Raw genomic sequence first — 16,824 nt, forward strand, 5'->3', positions numbered from 1 at the left:
GAAGGGTATGGAAATACAGTCCTATTGAATGCGCCTAAGTTAATGTTTTTTAGGTGGCTTGCTATCTAACCTAGAGGCTGCCGAGAGGTACAGGCTAAGAGTTCAACTCTCTATGTTGAAAAGCTGGAGCAGCGTGCTGCAAAGCGCATAGTCAAGAAATGCAAACCCTGAAAATTGAAATTGGAAAGTCTCTCAGCAACAAGATCAACAGGAACCTCGCTACACGCTTTGCTGCCAGCTGACTTAGGCAGAATATTTCCGCCGTTGAGGCCCTTACAACCACGCGCCCAACTCACAGAGTAAGTTGGGCGCGTGGTTGTCAAGAGGTAGCTGCGGCTAGTGCACAGGCTTTACCGAGTCTGTTGGCAGTACGCCCCGGTACGTTTGCCCTGTTGCTTTTCCGCTGGCCGTTTTGCCTGATGACTTGCTACCCGACTTCCCGAGCCAGGCAGCCAGCACCACGCCCGCGCCCACCGCTACGGCAGCCGTTACGGCTGGATGCAAGGTGGCGGTTGTGTAGAAGCTGGTTTCGCGGGTGTGGCCGTCGTAGTTGCCACGGGCCTCTAGCTTGCCAGTAGGACGGTCGAGGCCGTTGTGCTCGAGCGGACCAGCGGGGTATTCAGCCTGTTCCTGCTTCACAAACACGTTTTCCATGAACTTGTCGAGTAGGCGAGGCGCCCAATGGTTCATCGAGGATATCATCTTGCCCCCGCCGCCTACTGTTACTTCGGGCGTTGGGTTTTCAGCGGCGTGCAAAATGGCGCGCGCTACGGTTTCGGGCGCGTAAGCGGGCGGCGCGTGTTTAGCTTCCCGCTCCATAAAGTTTTTGGCGTGCAACGGATACGGCGTATCAATTGCCGCTGGCTTGATCAACGTAACGGATATCGGCGCTTCATCGAGTTCCAATTCCATGCGCAGCCCGTCGGTAAAGCCCTTCACCGCGTGCTTGCTGGCGCTGTAGATGCTCTGCAGAATGGCCGTGGTTTCCGACAGAATGCTGCCGATATTGATGATGGCGCCTCCGCGCTGCTTGAGGTGTTTGGCGGCTTCCAACGACCCGTAGATCAGCCCCCAGACGTTGGTTTCAAACAGCTTGCGCATGTCCTCGATGGGCACTTCCTCGAGCTTGCCATAAATGGAAACCCCAGCGTTATTGATCCACGTGTCGAAGCCCCCAAACTGGTCTTGAGCTGCTTGCGCAATGCGTTGTACTTCTTCCTGGCTGCTAACATCAGCTACCACATAGGTGGCTTGGCCGCCATCTTCTTGTATCTCGCTGGTGAGCTGCTGAAGCGCGTCTTCGCTGCGGGCTGCTAGCACTAGCTTGGCGCCTTGCTTGGCCGCCATGCGGGCCGTAACCAAGCCAATACCCGACGAGGCGCCGGTAATCACAACAACTTGTTGGGAAAGCTTTTTTAAGTTGATTTTCATAGGTAGTTGGGTTGCGTAGTTCAGATGCAGAATACGAGTGCGCTTTTGCTTTGATACAAAATGCCGTGGTTATTCTGCTTGCACAGCCGCTCGCCGTCCTGCGCGCATCCAAGCCTGCACCCCGCCACTACGCATGAAAAAGCCCACCAGAATTGTTTCTGGTGGGCTTGCACTACCTGCGGTATCCAGCAGGCTACGCGTCGGTTTTCACAAGCACAATTTGAGCTTTGTCGGCGGAGCTGATGCGGCGCCGGAAATCTTGGTACGCCGGATACTCGGTGCGGGCAAACCGGGTGCGGGGAACCAGCAGCTGGCGCACGTAGAGCAGTGTGCCATCGGGCAGGGCTTGCACCTGGCTGGAATAGGTGCCGAAAGCGGTGCTGAGCTTGACGGGGGCTGGTAGGCTCTCGGGTTTGAAGCCAGCCGGCACATGAATACGCACTGTGTCGGCGTAGCTATAAGCCTTGTCTAGCCAGATAGGAGTGCGCCGCTCGCCCACGCTGGCGGGGAGTGCGCTCCAGCGGCTCAGTAAGTTTGGAGCCAGAAAAGCCCGCTTGCCTGATATATTGGCCCAGCCTGGTAGGGTTAAGCCCAGCGTCTCGGTGAGGGCCGGAACCGGACCCCGCTCGTCGGCGGTGTAAGCCAGCTTGCTGATGCTGAAGCTGGCTAGCGGCAAATGCTCGGCTAGCACTTTCTTTTGGTCTACTACATTCAGAGAACTGGCTAGTGAGGCGTAGCTATCCTGTTCCAGCCCAGTGCGGCGGGTCCGAATATTGGCCGTGGCACTGCCTTTTTCATCTAAATATACATCTGCTAGCCGCTCCAAGCGGTTGTCGGAAGCGCCGTAGCGAGGGGTGCGCACCAGCTTGCCGCCCTGGGGCGTGAGCAGGAGCGCATGCCGGTTGCCGGTGAAGCTGCTCATGTAACCGAAAGCGTTGGTCTGGCTGGTGCATTCCAGCCACACGGTGTCCCGCTTAGCAGCCTTTTGGAGCGGCACGCACAGCACCACGTGGTTGAACTGCTGGCTGGGGAATTCGGTGCGGATGTCTTCATCGTTGGCCCGCACGAGGGCGCAATGCGCCGTAATGCCGGCTGCTTTCAATAAGGCCTGGCAATAGTTGGTTAGGGCCTTGCAGTCGCCGTAGCCGTTGGCCGCCACGCTCGACGCCGGGAAGGTCTGCCAGCCACCAATGCCTAGCTGCACCGATACGTACCGGGTGTTGGCTTGCAGCCACTCGTACACTTTCTTGATGCGGGCCCGCTCATCGGATTCGCCTTGCACCAGTACGGCTACCTTGGCTTGCACGGCAGGCGGTAAGGCGTCGCGCCCGGCGTTGAGCTGGTAGGTCCACAGCCCTAGCGTTTGCCAGGAAGTGAGCATGCCCAAATGGCCCTGCACCTCGAACTGGCTCGGGGCCGTGAACACCACGGGTGTTGTTTCCGACACAGGCGGGCCATCAGGTTCTTCTTCCACGGCAGCCAGATTCTGCACCCGCCATTCGTATGCCTGTAGGCCCCCAGCCTGGGTGGTGCGCGCTACAGCGGTACCAGTGGGCAGGTCACGTTCCAGGTAGCGTAAGGGCAACTCAGTGGGGGTGAAGACGCGGAATACTGCTTGTTCTACTGCCACTTGCTCGGCGTACTGGGGCCGCCAGGTGGAGTAAAACAGGGTATTGGTGGAATTGACTTCGTGCTCGAACTCCACCGTGTAGGGGTACTGCGGTTGGCGTAGGTCCGCGGTGCGGCCCCTTCCGTCGGTAGCCAGGTTGGACCCATCGGACAAGGACACATCTTTGATATCCACGGATTTCAACGTGCGCAGCAGGCGGCCATCTGCATCATACACCGAGCCTCGCAGGTAGTTCACTGTATTCAGTTGATCATACTGCACCACCTTGGTAGCAAACCAGGAGCCTGCCTCGTCGAAAACGGTAACTACGCGCCGTTCGGTTGTGATGGTCCTTCCGGCCGATTTCACTAGCAATGTTTCTTCGGCCAAGCGAACCACCGCATGTGCATTCTCACGCAAGGAAGCTGGTATTTCCGTCACCGGAAATTTGGGTGCCGTGCCGGCCAGCGCCTCACTCACCAACATCGTAGCGCTCAGAAACAAGCTGGCGCAACGGCCCAACTTCAAGAAATAGCGGGGGCTGCTCATGACTTTTTCTTTAACACAAGTTGCTCGGTCTGCTTAGCCACCACCAACCGGTAGAATTCGCGCAGGCTAGCATACTCTTCGGCTGAGTACACGGGCCGGGCTAAGCTGAGCCGACTCGTAATCTGGATGGTAGAACCGAGCGGCTGCGCCTGGAACATAAACCGCCCCCCGTTGTCGGGCAGCGCAACGGAAGTGGGTTTGGGCAGTTCTTCCACTTCGTAGCCGGCTGGTAGCGTCAGGGTCATCACCAATGTCTCGTCCAGGGCGCAGCCGAAGTCCACCGGAAACTTGCGGTCCTCGTGTACAAACGGGTTGCGGGTGTTGCCGAAGTGCTGCAATGGTTTCAGGTAGAGCATGCTGGCCGCAGCGTCACCTCCTGCCGACGTCAGCTCATAGTCGAGGCCCAATGGCTTGTCAAGGACGTCGCGCTGGTTGAACTGGTATTTGCCAATGTTCCAGCCTTCCCGGCCTTTCAGCAGCTCTTCTACAAATTTCTTTTCGCCTTTCTCGCTTAGCTGGCCGCGTTGCCGCAAGCCCGCGTAGCCGCTGTGCTCGGAGTGCACCTTGCCGGTGTAACCACCCTTCTCATCCAATGTGAGCTGAACATTGTGGTATTCAGTGAGACGCTGCTGGGGCGTTAGGCTAATCCAGCGCGAGTCGGCGGCTTTGGGCATAATAAGGCGGCCCGTCGTGTTAAGACAGCGCGTCGGCAGCATGCCGCAAGGAACTAGTTCCTCGGTGGCGTCGGCCAGCATTTCCTTCCCTTCGGGCAGTGCTACGTGGGCCACCACGTAGTTGAAGCGCGAAAGCAGCGGCATAAACTCCTGGTTGACTATGCCGTGGTTGCGGGTGCTCAGCAGCACGGGGTTGGCTTGAAAACCAGCTTCGCGCAGAGCGGCAATCAGCAACAAATTCACGTCGGCGGCGGTGCCGCGGTGTTGGTCGTAGGCTTTGCGGATGCTGCTCGTGCTATAGAGTCGGTCGTAGCCGTCGTATTTCACGGCTTTGCGCACTAGGGCATGAATGGCTGCTACGCGGGCAGCAGGGTCTTTTTCCTTCGCCAACAGAGGCGTAAGCTGTTCCTTTAGGAAACTGCCCCGCTTGAGTTGCTGCCCGAAGTTCTCGTCGGCTAGCAGGTCGGTGTTGATCTTCTCCCAGCTGTCGGCGACGGCGCGGTACGGCTGGCCTTCCCAGCGTATGCCAGCCAGCTCGAAGTCGATGCGCGAAATGTAGTCCCGAGACGACGTCATGAACGGCTCGTCTCGAAATGCCGGCACATCTTTTATGGCCCAGCGGTGCGTTTTCAGTGGAACATTTACCGTGCTGCTACTTGCCGCCACGCGCTGGGTGTTGAAGCCGCCCCCTTCAAAACTGCCGCCTTCGCGTACCGTAACCTGCATGGCGCCTTCCGAATGCTCGGCTACAGTTGGGGCCTCGTAGCCCTGCATGAGAATCTTGTAATCGAAGTATGTTGGGATAGAGGCTCGGTACTCGCTCCACCGCACCGGAATGGTTTGCTGAAATTGCCAGTCCTGGAAGTTGAACGTGAAGTCGGATACCACTGTGTAGGCGTATTCGATGACCGAGCCTTCGCGCACCTTGGGCAGCGTAAACTTGCGCATCGTGACGTTGGAGCTGGCTTCCTCCCGGAAGATAGTGGCGTCGAACTTTTCCTTGGTCACCTCCTTGCCTACCAGGTTGTAGGTGAAGCCGCGCACGTTCGTGAGCTTTTCTTCTCGTGAATTCTGGTGGTAAAGTGGTACCTCTACCGTCGCCCAGTCGTAGCCTCCCTTGCTTAAAATCTTGATGCGGGTAACCCGGTCGAATATCACCCGGAAGTCGCCATCAATGTATTCGAAGCGGGAGCGGCCATAGTCGCATAGTACCACCGCCTCGGCAGCGCTGTCGGCTACAAAATTGCTGGCAAGGAAATCTTCGGGGTTGGGCTTGCCGAACTTGATGGGGTCAACTTGACCAAGGGCCGGCAATGTGGCCACTCCGCCTAACACAACCAGCAGGGCAAGCTGGCGCAGTACAGGTGTTAACATATAAAAGAGAAAAGTAAAGCGGCTTCAAGCAAGGCGTATAAGCGTGCCACTAGATGCATGGAAACCGGAGTGAATAGGTAGAAAACGCTGGATAAGATTGGGGTTGGGAGGGGCAAGTAGCAGCACGTGTTGTGTGCTGGTGCTATTTATAGCAAAGGCATTCTGATGCTGACGTAGGCCAGTATTGCGTTATAGATAGAATACTAGTTCCGGCGCACTACCAGCATTTCCGCACATTTGGCGGCGGCTCGTTGGTGTATTTCGCGCAGGGCGGCGTATTCCTCAGGTCCATAATCGGCCTTGAGAAGCTGAAGCCGGGTGGTAACCTGAATAGTGCCTGGGCTGACCTGGCTGGCTTGGTACATGAACCGTCCGCCGCCGTTGGGTAAGGAAAGGAGCACATTGGCCGGCAACTCCTGCACCACGAAGTTTGGAGGCAGGAGTAGCGTTACCATGCTCGTGTAGTCGTGCGGCATCCCCAGATTGACGGGGTACACGCGGCTCTCCGACTGGAAAGGATGGGGCATGACGTCCAGCGCTTTTAGCAGCGGCACATAGTACATAGCAGCATCCGGGTTGTCGGGTGCGAAGCGTAGGTTCAGCTCCACCGCCAGCGGCTTACGCACCGAGTCGAGCGCCAATAGCTTTAGCGCAGCCGGCTGCCAATCCGTCCAACGGCGGCTGATGCGGCCCAGGTAGTCCCCCGACGAACTTTCCCGGATTTGCCGGCGCGCTTCAAGGCCCGCGTACCCACCATACTCTAATTTGGCAGTGCCTTCCAGCAGTCCTTGCGGACTGAGGTGAAATTTGGCGCTCCGAAACTGGGTGTGGTTGGCCGCCGGTTTCAGCTGTAGCCAGCGGCCTTCGGCGTTTGCCAAACAGCCTTGGCCATTCAGGCAACGCTCAGGCAAAAACCCAAGCGGCAACTGTGGCTCGGTAGCATCCAGCAGCAGATCGGCGTTGTCGGGCAGCGTGAGGTGAGCGGCCACGTAGTTGAACTGCGTGATGACTGGCATAGTCGTTTGCACCTGCCCATGGTCGCGGGTGCTCAACAGCAGGGGAGTGGCCTGCAGACCCGCTTGGCGCAGGGTCTGTACAAGCAGCAGATTCACGTCGGCTGCGTTGCCTAAGTGCTGTTCGAACGCTCGGCGCAAGGGCTGCGACACAAACACCCGCGGCTGGCCGTTGTAGCGGATGCTACGTTGCACCAATGCCAGCACGGCCGCGGCCCGCGCTCTGGGTTCAGCATACTTCCCTTGCAGCGCTTTAGCTTCGGCTGCCAGGGGAGCAGCACCCGTTAGGGCTTTGCCAAACTCTTCGTCTTGCTGCAGCGTCTTCCAAAGCGTCTCCCATTTGCCCGTGAGGTCGTGGTAATCTTTGCCGGTGAAGTCACTGCCTGCCAACTCGAAATGCACACTGCGCATGTAGTCGTGGGGAGTGGTCATGAATGGTTCCGACCGAAAGGCCGGTACGTCTTTCATCACCCAGCGCAATTGCATGGCCTGTCCTGAAATGTGGGTGTCCTGGCTGGGCGCTAAGCCATTTTCCGCCGACATGTTGTAGGTGGTGCTATAAGGAACCGCCGTGGTTTCCTGTACCGCAAAAGGCAAATAGCCCCGCGTAATAGACTTGTAGTTGTAGAACTGCGGTATGGTAGCCCGGTACTCGCTCCAGCGAACCGGAATGCTGTGCTCGAACTGCCAGTCCTGAAGGTTGAAAATGAAGTCGGAGGTGATGGTGTAAGCGAATTCCACAATGGAGCCTTCCCGCACCTCTGGCATGGTGAAGGAAACCTGGACATGGTTTTTGTCAAGCTTCTCCCGGAATAGTGGGTCTGGGTTGAGCTTCACTTGCACAACCCGTCCATCTTGTAAATTGTAGGTGAAGCCCTTGAGGTTACTGAGCCGTTCGGCGCTACCGTCTTTGGTGTAGAGCGGTACTTGCACCGTGGCCCACTCGTAGCCCGCCTTGCGGTTGATGCGCAGCCGGGCAGTGCGCTCAAACACCACCTGAAAATGGTCGCGCGAGCCTACTATTTTGCTATTGCCGAAGTCGCATAGATACTCGGCTTCTGCTGCTGTGGTATCGGTGGCTGCAGGTAGCTTGGTGAAATCGGCAGGCACCACGCTGCCGAACCGGATAGGTACGTTTAGAATCTTTTGGGCACACGCTGGCCCCGCTAATAACAAGCAGACACACAACGTCTGTAACTGACGAATAAAAGGCGGGGGCATGGAAATAGTATAGATGATGATTCCATTCTCATCATCGTATAAAGAATACTGGAAGGATTTAGCAATCTAAAGGTGCAAGGAAACGTGCAATTCGACAAATATTATATATAGAATAGGAATTACTATTTTTCACTGCCCTAGCATTAGTCATTCAGGACAGGCGCAGAACTGAACAATAGCAGCAACAGTAAGGGCAAAACGACATTGGAAGAACGTACGCTGTACACCTTATATACACAGCGTGCCAATCCATTTGGTGAGGTGACGCTACTGCGCGACGGGCTGCTTTTTCACCCCAACTAGTAGGTACACCACAGCTACCAACGTGAAGAACAGGCTGAGGCCATGGACGTAGGGCAGATGCTCGATCTGGTTGGAAAATATCCAGCCAGCCAATAGTGCGCCCAACCCGATACCGGCTTCAAGCGCAATGTACATGGTGGCTACGCCCCGGCCGCGCCGCTCGGGGTGGCTTAGGTCGATGGTCCAAGCGTAGATGGTAGGGGAGTTGAGGCCAGTAGCCAATCCAAACAACACTGCGCCACCCAAGAACAACGGGATAGAATGGGTTGCCAGCGTGAGCACGCCGAGCGCCACGGCCAGCAGCATGGTGGAGATGCGCAGTATCGGCAGGCGGCCGTAGGTGTCGGAAGCCCGGCCAGCTAGCAGCCGCACTGCCAACGAGGCCAGCGTAAAGCAGGTGTAGAACATGCCTTTGTCGGCAGCTTTAAGGCCCAACGCCGTGCTTTGGTCGGGTACTACTGTCAGGATAGCGCCGTACGGAAACAAACACAACAGCGTAACGATGGCCGGCTGCAGTACGCGTGGTTCCAGTATCTCGTCCCATTTCAGTTGCAGCAGCTTCCAGCTAAACCGCTGACGTTGCGCTATGGGCAGCGTCTCGGTAAGAGTGCCCTGCACCAACAAGCTAAGCAGAGCCAGCGCCGACGAGCAGTAAAACAGCGTGTTGAGTGAGGTGGCTGCGGTAAGACGGCTGCCCAGCGCCGGACCAGCAGCCATACCGAGTGAGCCGGCCACCCCCAACAGGCCCATGGCCTCGCCGCGCTTAGCAAGCGGTATAATGTCGCTGATAAAGGCAGCCGTGGCGGTGGGCTTGAAGCCGGTGCTGAAGCCGTGCAGCAGGCGCAGAAACAGGAAGCTAGCCACTGTGGCCGTCCAGGGGTAAAAGAAACCGCAGACAAAGCACACTAACGACCCAAACACCATGACTGGAATGCGCCCTACCGTGTCGGCGAGCTTCCCGCTGAAAGGGCGTGATATGCAGGCTGTAAGCGTGAAAAGTGCAATAATGTAGCCCTTGTACTCGCCGCCGCCCAGCCCGGTGAGGTAGGCAGGCAACTCTGGCAAGAGCATGTTGAAGCTGGCAAAAAACAGAAACGACGACAAGCACATCAGCCAGAAGCCGGTGCTATACGTACTAGGGGCAGTGGCAGTAGCTGGCATGTAGTGCAAAGGTAGCAGGCAGCCACTGCGTTGCCTTTACGGTAGCTCCTCGCTAGAAGAAAAAACCGCTTTTTGCCCTTGAATACCCAAATTTTATAGCGAAAATCGCAAACTATAGACCAGCTGGAAGGTTTCTACCTGCTAGCAGGACTACAGTTCCTAAACTCTTTAAAACACTTATTCTAATGGATCAGGACCAGAATCAGAATGGTGCCGCTGATGCCCTGTCGGGTACGGGCACAGCTGTCACCGGCGCTGGCACTTCCCACGACCAGCGTACCGCCGATGGCGAAAACGCGCAAACCTTAACCACGCGCCAAGGTCACCCGCTGACCAACAACCAGAATCTGCGCACGGTAGGAAGCCGTGGCCCAGCTACCCTGGAGAACTATCAGTTTCTGGAGAAAATAAGCCATTTCGACCGGGAGCGGGTACCAGAGCGAGTTGTACACGCTCGGGGCGCCGGTGCACACGGCGTGTTTGAAGCGTACGGCAAAGTAGGCGACGAGCCAATTGAGAAGTACACGCGCGCCAAGCTGTTCAACACGGCTGGCAAGCAAACCCCCGTGTTTGTGCGTTTCTCAACGGTAGGCCACGGTGGCCACTCGCCCGAAACGCTGCGTGACCCCCGTGGTTTCGCCGTGAAGTTCTATACCGAAGACGGCAACTGGGACTTGGTAGGCAACAACCTGAAGGTGTTCTTTATCCGGGATGCCATGAAGTTCCCGGATCTGATTCACTCGCAGAAGCCTGACCCAGTACACAACCGTCAGACGGGTGAGCGGATTTTCGACTTCATTGCCAACACGCCGGAGGCCATGCACATGGTATCCTTCTTGTTCTCGCCATGGGGTATTCCGGCCAACTACCGCCAGATGCAAGGTTCCGGCGTGAACACCTACAAGTGGGTCAACCAAGCCGGTGAAGCCGTGCTGGTGAAGTACCACTGGGAGCCGCTGCAAGGCATCAAGAACCTAACTGCTTCGGAAGCAGAAGCTATTCAGGCCAAGAACTTCAACCACGCCACCCAGGACCTGTTCGAGCACATCGAAAAAGGTGAGTTCCCGCAGTGGGAGCTGTGCGTGCAGATTATGAGCGACGACGAGCACCCCGAACTAGACTTCGACCCGCTCGACGACACCAAGATCTGGCCCCAAGACCAGTTCCCCTTCTTGCCAGTAGGTAAGATGACGCTCAACCGCAACCCCGAAAATTACTTCGCTGAAGTAGAGCAATCGGCGTTCGGCACGGGTGTATTGGTTGATGGCTTGGACTTCTCCGACGACAAGATGCTGCAAGGCCGTACGTTCTCGTACTCGGACACGCAGCGCTACCGCGTAGGTACCAACTACCTGCAGTTGCCAATCAACGCGCCCAAGAAGCACGTTGCCACCAACCAGCGCGACGGTCAGATGGCGTACCACGTGGATTCGGCCCCTGGCCAGAACAACCACATCAACTACGAGCCTAGCAGCCTCAACGGCCTCAAGGAAGCTCCTCGTACGGCACCCGACCACACGCCGGAATACACCGGTCGCCTCGTACGTCAGACCCTCGACCGCACCAACAACTTCAAGCAAGCTGGTGAGCGTTACCGTTTGCACGAGGATTGGGAGCGTGACGACCTGATCAACAACATGGTAGGTGCCCTCGCCACCGCAAACCGCAAGGTGAGCGACAAAATGGTAGAGCTTTGCACCAACTGTGACGCAGATTGGGGCCGTCGTTTGGCTGAAGGCCTAGAGGCTGCTCGCAACGGTCAATCCACCGAGGGTGGCAACCAGTACAACGAGAGCAAAGGCAGCGAAGCCGTGGCGCAAGCCGAAGAAATGGCCCACGAAGCCAAGCCGTATTAAGAACAGGCTAGGCAAGCGGCCGAGTGTCCACATGCCTAATTGAAAACAGCCTTTTCCTGAACCTATAGTGGTTCGGGAGAAGGCTGTTTTTTTGTGTGTAGCACTATAGTTGGTGGCAATTCTGCTTATTGCGCCCGCATCCGGTGGGCTAGCGCAAAACCCAGAGTATTAGTGCAGCTTGCGCGGCGTTATGGCCGAGCTTTACTTGGCAACAAGCACAGTTTGGGCTCGAACGCGCAATTGGATATGGCTTTAATTTAGTTTTAATTGTGCAGGATTTACTTAAAACAGGCACAGTTTCATACGTTCAAGCAGCTAAAAATCATGCTCGAAGAAGCAGAAGAGAACACCGATCAGGTTTTCAGAGAGGAGATTAAGAAAGCGTCGGACTTCAAGTTCAGCGCGAAGGTGGCCAGTGTTTTCGATGACATGGTGAGCCGCTCGGTTCCGTACTACGGAGAGATTCAGCGGATGATTTCCGAACTGGCCGCCGATTATGCCCAAGAGGGCACTGCCATCTACGACCTGGGCTGCTCCACCGGCACGACTATGATTGGCATGGATACCTCGGTACCATCCGACATCAAGTTTGTGGGGGTGGACGATGCTGCCGAAATGCTGGAGAAGTGTGATGTCAAACTGAAAGAAGCCGGGTTGGTGCGGCCCTACGAGCTGCAGCTAGCCGACTTGCACCAAGGCGTGAAGATCCAGAATGCGTCGGTGGTGGTGATGTGCTTAACGTTGCAGTTCATCCGGCCTATCTACCGGGAAAAGCTCCTCAAAACTATTATCGAAGGAATGGTGCCCAATGGGGTATTAATTCTGGTGGAAAAAATTCTGACGGAAGACAGTGTTTTCAATCGTGATTTTATCAAACATTATTACAATTACAAGCGCCGAAATAGCTACAGCGAAATGGAAATTTCGCAAAAGCGCGAAGCGCTGGAAAATGTATTGATTCCCTATAAGCTCAGTGAAAATATTCATATGTTGCGAGAAGCTGGATTTTCTTCCTGCGAGGTATTTTTTAAATGGTATAATTTCTCAGGCCTCATCGCAATAAAAAAGTAAATGATTTCAATCGGCAATTTTTTCTTTAAATACAGAAACTTCCTATTCATTTTCCTGTACATCGCGCTGTTTATCCCTTCGCCACCTCTTTTCACTGAGGAAGCGTTTGGACCTAACTACTACGTCTGGCCCATTGTACTTGGACTGGTGGTTACCGTGACAGGGCAGCTTATCCGCGGGGCCTCCATTGGGCTGGTGTATATAGTGCGGGGAGGTAAAGACAAGAAGGTGTATGCCGAGGATTTGGTGACGGAAGGTATGTTCAATCATTGCCGCAATCCGCTCTACGTAGGCAATATTCTGATGCTGGTTGGCGTCGGTATTCTGTGCAACTCCCTGCTGTACATGGCAGTGTTTATTCCCTTGTTTCTCTTCATCTACCAAGCTATTGTATTGGCTGAAGAGAAGTTCCTGCGCAGCAAGTTCGGCGCACAGTTTGACGCGTATTGTGCCCGCGTAAACCGGTGGTTGATTAACCCGTCTGGTTTGGGCTCAACCTTTGCGGGGCATCATTTCAATGCCAAACGGTGGATATTAAAGGAGTACAACACGCAGTTTGTTTGGCTGGTTGGTATTACACTCATTTTGCTGTTGAAATACCCGCAACTCACTGACTCCAATACAGATTTGCGTAATACGTTGCTTGGAGTAGTGCTAGGTGTTTTAACAGTGGTCTATTTATTTGTTAAATACCTGAAGAAAACCAAAAGGTGGACTGCGGAATAAAGTGACAGACAACCAAGAAACACAAAAAAAGCGGCCCGGATGGTCGCTTTTTTTGTGTTTCATGAATACAAGAGGGATAACTGATTTACAATCTTATTCAAGCTGCTAACTCGTTGTGTCGGCATCAGGTGAGCTTATTGGCCCTAAGCGTATTGTGTCGTGGGTCGGCTCCTGAGTTTCTCGAATCAGCTCTTGCTCGTCAGTTGGAGCAGCCGGTTCAGGGCTTGGCTCCTCTGTGTTGCTTGTCGAGTCTGGTAGAGTTGCCGTTTCCTGGTTTGTGGAATCCATAGGCTCCTCGGTATCATCGCCAATAGTAGTTTCCTCTGTTTCTTGCTTCGCCTCTTTAACCGAAGAATAGCGGGCTGGTTCTTCCGACGTATCGTTGCCGCCCCACGGTACTTGCGTGAGGCCCCAGATACCGAACCCAAAGCCAACGGCTGCCGCCCCCACCAGCGCTACGCGGGATAGCCGCAGCCGCGAAGATGGCCGGTGGAAAAACTTGGTAGCAGCTCGGGGCGTTGGCCGCTGTGCGGAGGGTACTGCTATGGCTGGAGTAGCAGCCGGCTGGCCCTGAAACTGCTCGATGAGTTGGCCGAGCTGCTGAATACGAGCATCAAGTTCCTGGTTGCGAGCGGCTGCTTCGGCTCGGGAAGCACGGATAGCTTCTTCCAGCGCCAGTTTCTCGCGGGTTTCGGTGGCCAGCCGGGCTTCCAGAGCGGCAGCATCGGTGGTGGCGGCAGGGGCTTGCGCCAACTGGGCGCGTAGCAGCGTGATACTCGCTTCGCGCTCTGCTTCTCGGGCCTCCATTTCTTGGCGTTGTTGCCCAAGCTCTTGTCTAACTTGCTGCCGCAACTGTTCGAGGTGGTTTTTTTCCTGGTTGCCAGCAGCTACGGCTGCGGCTGCCGACCCGTACGGTGCATCATGCGGTACGTCTTCGGCTCCAAGCCACCTCCACAATTGCCGGGCTTTCTGCTCCCAATATCCTTCTTCTCCCGGCGCCGCTTGCTCCTCGTCGGACAGTTCCGCCACTTCCGTGGCTTCTGGGTGCTCGGCAGCCAGATCTTGCGCCCAGTTCGTTAACTCCGCGTTGCTTAACTGTATTTCGGGGTGAGCAAGCTGGCGTAGTCGGCGTGTGAGGTGCGCCAGGTTATGAAGCAACTGGAAGCTGTCGGCGCCGGGCTGCGTGCGCAGGTACTGCTCGACCCCTGGCCCATACGTGACGGGAGCTGCAAACAAGGCGAGACCTGTGATAAGCTCCGGTGCCACCTGCCCCGGACCTAGCTGCGAAACCAACCAATCGGCCAGCCCTTCTTTCAAGCGCCGAAACTGCCCGAATGGGTTGGTAGCCCCGCCTGTTACGGGCAAGGCTTGCCCATCAAGCTGCCAGGTGCTGGGGGCCGCTGGCAAGATATCCAACTGCCCCCCGCCGGCCACAAACAAAAGCACCGTTACGCTGTGCGGGCGTATCAACAGGGCATCAAACACTTCGCCGCCTTCTTCCACCGCAAAGTTTCCGAGCAGCAACGAAACGGGGGCAGCAGGCTCCGCTTCCAGCGCTGCTTGCACTGCCTCGAATTGGGCCTGGCGCGTAGCATCAGCAAAGGGTGGAGACAGAAACGTGTGCAGCATAGCAGGCGAGCAAAAGGGAGAGCGAGGTAGTAAGAGCACTTAAAGTACGCAAGGCAACGCAGGTCGGCAGAGAAGTAGCCTGTTTGGCTGGGAGCCAGTACGTGGTGCAACGGCTGTGTTTCTGAACGGTATGGCTTTGGTGCTTGGTTCCCGCGGCTTCCAACCCAGAAAACTCAGCGTAAAAGAATGCCTTTGCCGCAACAGCGCTTGGCAGCTGCCAGCGCAAATTCAATAACCAATCTAACAGCAACCACCCAGCATACTACCTAGCTGGCTAGCTAGCCGAGGCTGCGTGAAGCCTGCTCTACATAGGTGTCGACCGCAAAATAGGTACTAGCCGCACGCGCTATTACGTGTTTTTCCACCCGACGGGGGCTGTTTAGGACCGTAAGCGTAGAAACTGAATTGACTGATCTGCGCGTATGAGCTCACACTCCACGAAGGTAGGACGCCGCAAGCTTGTGCCTAGGTAGGCTCGTAGCTCACTCCAGCAATTGGGTTGGCTGCGCGTAGATCAGCATCTATCATCACACCTTCTAATACACCGAGTACCATGCCTCTTCATGAACAACTAGATAAAAAGCTCAGTAAAATTTATGAGCCTAAATCCCGCATCGATGATGTGTTCAAGGGCTACGACATCACCTTTCTCACCAACGAAAATGGCGAGCCAGTAACGCTGTTCTTTGGGAAGCGCCGGCCCGATGGTACCATTACGGGTGAGCGGTTTACGCGCACCATCAAACGGGTACCGGGCACAATGGAAGTGAAATCCAGCCATTGGGACAACCAAGGCAAGATTATGAATCGGTAGGTTTTAGCTGATACCCCACAAGGCGCTAGTTGCATAGCGGCTAGTGCCTTGTGGGAGTAAGTGGAGAAGTAAATCGTTGGTTGTCAAATGCTACTTACTCTTTCTGGGCGGCTTGGATGCTTGCCACTAGCTTGTTGGCCTCATCTGTCGGCTCCTGCTTGCTTTGTGCTAGGCTAATGGCCTCTCGAGCAACTGCCAGGGCATTTGCCTCTTGGTGTAGCTGATGTAGAATCTCGGCGTGAAGCAGCGTGTTATAATAGTCTTTCTTCTGTTTCAAAATAACGGGCATCAACTGCAAAGCGAGGCGTAAGGCTTCCTGCTGCCGTACGGGTCCAAGTTCGTTGCCCATGTATTTCACATACTTCACGGTCTTGGTTAGCGTGTATAGGTCAGGGTTAGGATACTGGCTGTAGCGCAGCGTGGCTTGCGTGTAAGGAATCCAGTCGTGGCCGCCTTCCATAAACTGAATGGTGGCTAGGCTGGTAGCGCGGGCTGTATCAGCGAAATTGCCGGCTATGAGCTGTTTGACTTGTTGAAACGCAACTGCATTTTTGGCAACACCAGCCTCGAAGGCGAGGCTACTAATGATGCCATCGGCCTTCTGGCGGATTTCGGTGGGCGTGTAGAAAGGACCGAATGCAGCTTGGTTTTGCAGAAAAAACAAATCAACCTGCGGACTACTATGCTTGTAAAGCAAGCGTAGGTTTTTCTCGGTGCGTAGTTGCCCAGTGCTTTGGGTTTTCATGTAGGCGGCTACCACTTCTTCGGCTGGGCTTGTCTTCATCGTAGCGCCTGCTGCCGCTGAAGCGGTGGCATACAGATATAAAAACGCCGCCGACCGTTCACCAGCTTGGTAGCGGCGTTGCAAGCCGTAGAAAGCAAGTGCGGGGTTAAACGCCGTTTCACCGTCAGTAACCAGAGCGGCCGCGGGCTTACCCGAACTGCTGCGGTGCAGCAACGTACCGTCGGCCGCGAAAAACAGGTAGGTTGGGAAGCCCACAATATCGTGTTGCTTGGCAAAGCCAATGCCTTCTCCCTTTTCCAGATCCAGCCGGTAGCTCACGAATTTATCGTTGAAGTAGGCACCAGCTGCCGCCTCGCGCAAGGTGGTTTTCTCCATTTCGTGGCAAGGGCTGCAATGCTCCGAGGTGCCAAATACAAAAATGGGCTTGCCCAACTTTTTGGCTTGTGTTTGTACTTCGTTCCAGGTGCCGGCTACAAACCGAATGCCTTCGTCTTGACCTTGAGCTGACCTTGTTGCCAAGCTTAACAATACCCAAATCAGTAGATTCTTCATGCGTGATAACGTAATGGATGAGCTAGGTAAATGGCTGCTTGCAGCGTAGCTATTGGCGCTGCTGGAATATAGCGTATTTCATCTAGAATAACTGCC

The 16,824-nt window shown here is 55.5% G+C and carries 11 protein-coding genes; 4 read left to right on the forward strand and 7 right to left on the reverse strand.

Annotated features, from left to right (window positions below; all coding sequences use genetic code 11):
* Positions 1-336: 336 nt before the first annotated feature.
* From MTX78_RS04640 to MTX78_RS04660, 5 genes are all read right to left on the reverse strand, one after another.
* Entirely contained in the window at positions 337-1,431 is a 1,095-nt protein-coding gene (locus MTX78_RS04640; protein ID WP_243800336.1) for an SDR family oxidoreductase, read from the reverse strand.
* A 193-nt stretch (positions 1,432-1,624) separates the two neighbouring features.
* On the reverse strand, positions 1,625-3,589 hold the full coding sequence (locus tag MTX78_RS04645) for a DUF3857 domain-containing protein (protein WP_243800338.1): 1,965 nt from the start codon (positions 3,587-3,589) through the stop codon (positions 1,625-1,627).
* Entirely contained in the window at positions 3,586-5,637 is a 2,052-nt protein-coding gene (locus MTX78_RS04650) for a DUF3857 and transglutaminase domain-containing protein (RefSeq protein WP_243800340.1), read from the reverse strand. The genes MTX78_RS04645 and MTX78_RS04650 overlap by 4 nt, the downstream gene beginning before the upstream one ends.
* A gap of 203 nt (positions 5,638-5,840) precedes the next feature.
* Positions 5,841-7,871: a DUF3857 domain-containing protein gene (locus MTX78_RS04655; RefSeq protein ID WP_243800342.1), complete on the reverse strand. Its 2,031-nt coding sequence runs from the start codon at positions 7,869-7,871 to the stop codon at positions 5,841-5,843.
* Positions 7,872-8,138: 267 nt separating this feature from the next.
* A complete protein-coding gene (locus MTX78_RS04660; RefSeq protein ID WP_243800344.1) occupies positions 8,139-9,335 on the reverse strand; it encodes an MFS transporter in 1,197 nt (398 codons plus the stop codon).
* Positions 9,336-9,520: 185 nt separating this feature from the next.
* Here MTX78_RS04660 and MTX78_RS04665 point away from each other — a divergent pair, with 185 nt between their 5' ends.
* The 3 genes from MTX78_RS04665 to MTX78_RS04675 all read left to right on the forward strand — a co-directional run bounded on the left by MTX78_RS04665 (position 9,521) and on the right by MTX78_RS04675 (position 12,988).
* The gene (locus tag MTX78_RS04665) at positions 9,521-11,191 is read left to right on the forward strand and encodes a catalase (protein WP_243800346.1); all 1,671 of its coding nucleotides are present in this window, start codon (positions 9,521-9,523) and stop codon (positions 11,189-11,191) included.
* 324 nt (positions 11,192-11,515) lie between these two features.
* Positions 11,516-12,262, forward strand: a complete 747-nt coding sequence (gene cmoA / locus MTX78_RS04670; protein ID WP_243800347.1) for a carboxy-S-adenosyl-L-methionine synthase CmoA — start codon at positions 11,516-11,518, stop codon at positions 12,260-12,262.
* Complete coding sequence (locus MTX78_RS04675) at positions 12,263-12,988, forward strand: methyltransferase family protein (RefSeq protein ID WP_243800349.1); 726 nt, start codon at positions 12,263-12,265, stop codon at positions 12,986-12,988. It abuts the gene before it with no gap.
* A 105-nt stretch (positions 12,989-13,093) separates the two neighbouring features.
* On the opposite strand, the gene MTX78_RS04680 is transcribed toward MTX78_RS04675, so the two are convergent.
* Positions 13,094-14,617: a hypothetical protein gene (locus MTX78_RS04680; RefSeq protein ID WP_243800351.1), complete on the reverse strand. Its 1,524-nt coding sequence runs from the start codon at positions 14,615-14,617 to the stop codon at positions 13,094-13,096.
* 553 nt (positions 14,618-15,170) lie between these two features.
* Here MTX78_RS04680 and MTX78_RS04685 point away from each other — a divergent pair.
* Positions 15,171-15,431 carry a hypothetical protein gene (locus MTX78_RS04685; protein WP_243800353.1) on the forward strand — a complete coding sequence of 87 codons (261 nt, stop codon included), beginning with the start codon at positions 15,171-15,173 and terminating at the stop codon, positions 15,429-15,431.
* 94 nt (positions 15,432-15,525) lie between these two features.
* On the opposite strand, the gene MTX78_RS04690 is transcribed toward MTX78_RS04685, so the two are convergent.
* Positions 15,526-16,728 carry a thioredoxin family protein gene (locus MTX78_RS04690; RefSeq protein WP_243800354.1) on the reverse strand — a complete coding sequence of 401 codons (1,203 nt, stop codon included), beginning with the start codon at positions 16,726-16,728 and terminating at the stop codon, positions 15,526-15,528.
* Between the last annotated feature and the right edge of the window lie 96 nt (positions 16,729-16,824).

The organism is Hymenobacter tibetensis (genome assembly GCF_022827545.1).
GTDB lineage: Bacteria > Bacteroidota > Bacteroidia > Cytophagales > Hymenobacteraceae > Hymenobacter > Hymenobacter tibetensis.

Excerpts from the sequence above, each read along its gene's own strand:
- MTX78_RS04640 (WP_243800336.1), bottom strand. The coding sequence starts at position 1,431 with ATGAAAATCAACTTAAAAAAGCTTTCCCAACAAGTTGTTGTGATTACC.
- MTX78_RS04645 (WP_243800338.1), bottom strand. The coding sequence starts at position 3,589 with ATGAGCAGCCCCCGCTATTTCTTGAAGTTGGGCCGTTGCGCCAGCTTG.
- MTX78_RS04650 (WP_243800340.1), bottom strand. The coding sequence starts at position 5,637 with ATGTTAACACCTGTACTGCGCCAGCTTGCCCTGCTGGTTGTGTTAGGC.
- MTX78_RS04655 (WP_243800342.1), bottom strand. The coding sequence starts at position 7,871 with ATGCCCCCGCCTTTTATTCGTCAGTTACAGACGTTGTGTGTCTGCTTG.
- MTX78_RS04660 (WP_243800344.1), bottom strand. The coding sequence starts at position 9,335 with ATGCCAGCTACTGCCACTGCCCCTAGTACGTATAGCACCGGCTTCTGG.
- MTX78_RS04665 (WP_243800346.1), top strand. The coding sequence starts at position 9,521 with ATGGATCAGGACCAGAATCAGAATGGTGCCGCTGATGCCCTGTCGGGT.
- cmoA (WP_243800347.1), top strand. The coding sequence starts at position 11,516 with ATGCTCGAAGAAGCAGAAGAGAACACCGATCAGGTTTTCAGAGAGGAG.
- MTX78_RS04675 (WP_243800349.1), top strand. The coding sequence starts at position 12,263 with ATGATTTCAATCGGCAATTTTTTCTTTAAATACAGAAACTTCCTATTC.
- MTX78_RS04680 (WP_243800351.1), bottom strand. The coding sequence starts at position 14,617 with ATGCTGCACACGTTTCTGTCTCCACCCTTTGCTGATGCTACGCGCCAG.
- MTX78_RS04685 (WP_243800353.1), top strand. The coding sequence starts at position 15,171 with ATGCCTCTTCATGAACAACTAGATAAAAAGCTCAGTAAAATTTATGAG.
- MTX78_RS04690 (WP_243800354.1), bottom strand. The coding sequence starts at position 16,728 with ATGAAGAATCTACTGATTTGGGTATTGTTAAGCTTGGCAACAAGGTCA.